The organism is Pseudochrobactrum sp. sp1633, assembly GCF_030376605.1.
GTDB lineage: Bacteria > Pseudomonadota > Alphaproteobacteria > Rhizobiales > Rhizobiaceae > Pseudochrobactrum.
In genome coordinates this window covers 1-1,318 of sequence record NZ_JARRAE010000046.1, presented here as the reverse complement: position 1 = coordinate 1,318, position 1,318 = coordinate 1, and the positions used below count along the sequence as shown (strand labels likewise).

Sequence of the window (1,318 nt, the reverse complement as noted above, 5' to 3'; positions counted from 1 at the left end):
TGTAGTTGCTCCCAAAAGATCGGTCATTTTTACAGGTTAACTTGATCCGCGATAAACTCACGGGGTGAACGATATCCTAAAGCCTTATGTGGGTGAAGATCATTGTAATGCTCGAACCATAAAGGCAATGCTTTAATAACGGTTTTTGCGTCCGGGGTTGGATTAACGCTGACATAGTCACGCTTGAAGGTTTTGACAAACGCCTCAGCCATACCATTTGATTCCGGGCTTCTGACAGGCGTTGTTCTGGCCTCCATACCGATATCCCGAAGTAGGGATTTTGTATCTTTAGCAATGAAACAGGAGCCATTGTCGGTTAGCCATTCAATTTTATGCGGTAAACTATTGACTGACCCAAAACGATGCTCGACGGCAAGGATGGCTAAATCCTGAACATCTTGGCTCTTGATGCCTTGTGTCGTTGCGATATGACCGAGTGTTTCGCGGTCACAACAATCGAGCGCGAATGCCACGCGGACTTTTTCCTTGTTATCACAGGTGATCTCAAAACCATCTGAGCACCATCGAAGATTGGATTGCCCAACACTGACCTTTCCATCATGTTTCCGACTTTGATGATCACCGGTATAACGTTGAAGCAAGAGTTTGTGCTCTTTCATAACCCTGTAAACACGTTTGACATTCGGCCATGACCGGTTTTCCAATATCGCCTTGCGCCGTAAAACCGCATGGACGCGGCGATAACCATAAGTTGGCAGCTCAGCAATAATAGCTTGTATTTCGGACACCAATTCAGCATCTGGTAGGGGTGGTCGTCCTCTACGTTTTTTAGGTCGATCAGCGACACGCGCAGTGATATTGGATCGAGCAACCTGTAGCGTCTCGCAAACAGTACTCATCGAATGCCGCCCTTGGGCCATGACAAAGACCGCAATGTCTGTTTTTTTAAATCAGATGTGGCCTCAAGAGCATCTTTGAGAATTTCGACTTCCATGGTCTTCTTACCCAGAAGACGCTGTAACTCCCGAACCTGTTGCTCAAGTGCGCGATATTGCGATGATGGAACCACCTCTTCATCTGCCGATGTAGCTGTTAAAGCTCCCTGTGTCGCTAATTTACGCCAGCCAAAAAGCTGATTGGGCGCAACACCATGCCGACGGGCAACCAAACTGACTGTTGCACCAGTTTCATAGGTTTCCTGAACCATCGAAAGCTTCTCAGCGCTCGTCCAGCGACGGCGACGTTCTGGACCGCCCAAAATTTCAATATGCGAATTATGACTAGTCATATGCCTAACATTACTCCTAACCCTTAATTAAGGGTGAGAAAATGTCCGGATAATTCGGGGGCTATTACA

The 1,318-nt window shown here is 47.1% G+C and carries 1 protein-coding gene; it reads right to left on the bottom strand.

Annotated elements, in window-relative coordinates; genetic code table 11:
• Window positions 1-29 precede the first annotated feature (29 nt).
• Window positions 30-1,249 (bottom strand): IS3 family transposase gene (locus tag P8H26_RS18015; RefSeq protein ID WP_289634459.1). Its coding sequence is split into 2 segments (ribosomal slippage): window positions 30-910 and window positions 910-1,249, totalling 1,221 coding nucleotides; the frame shifts between segments, so codons are not numbered across the junction.
• Window positions 1,250-1,318 lie beyond the last annotated feature (69 nt).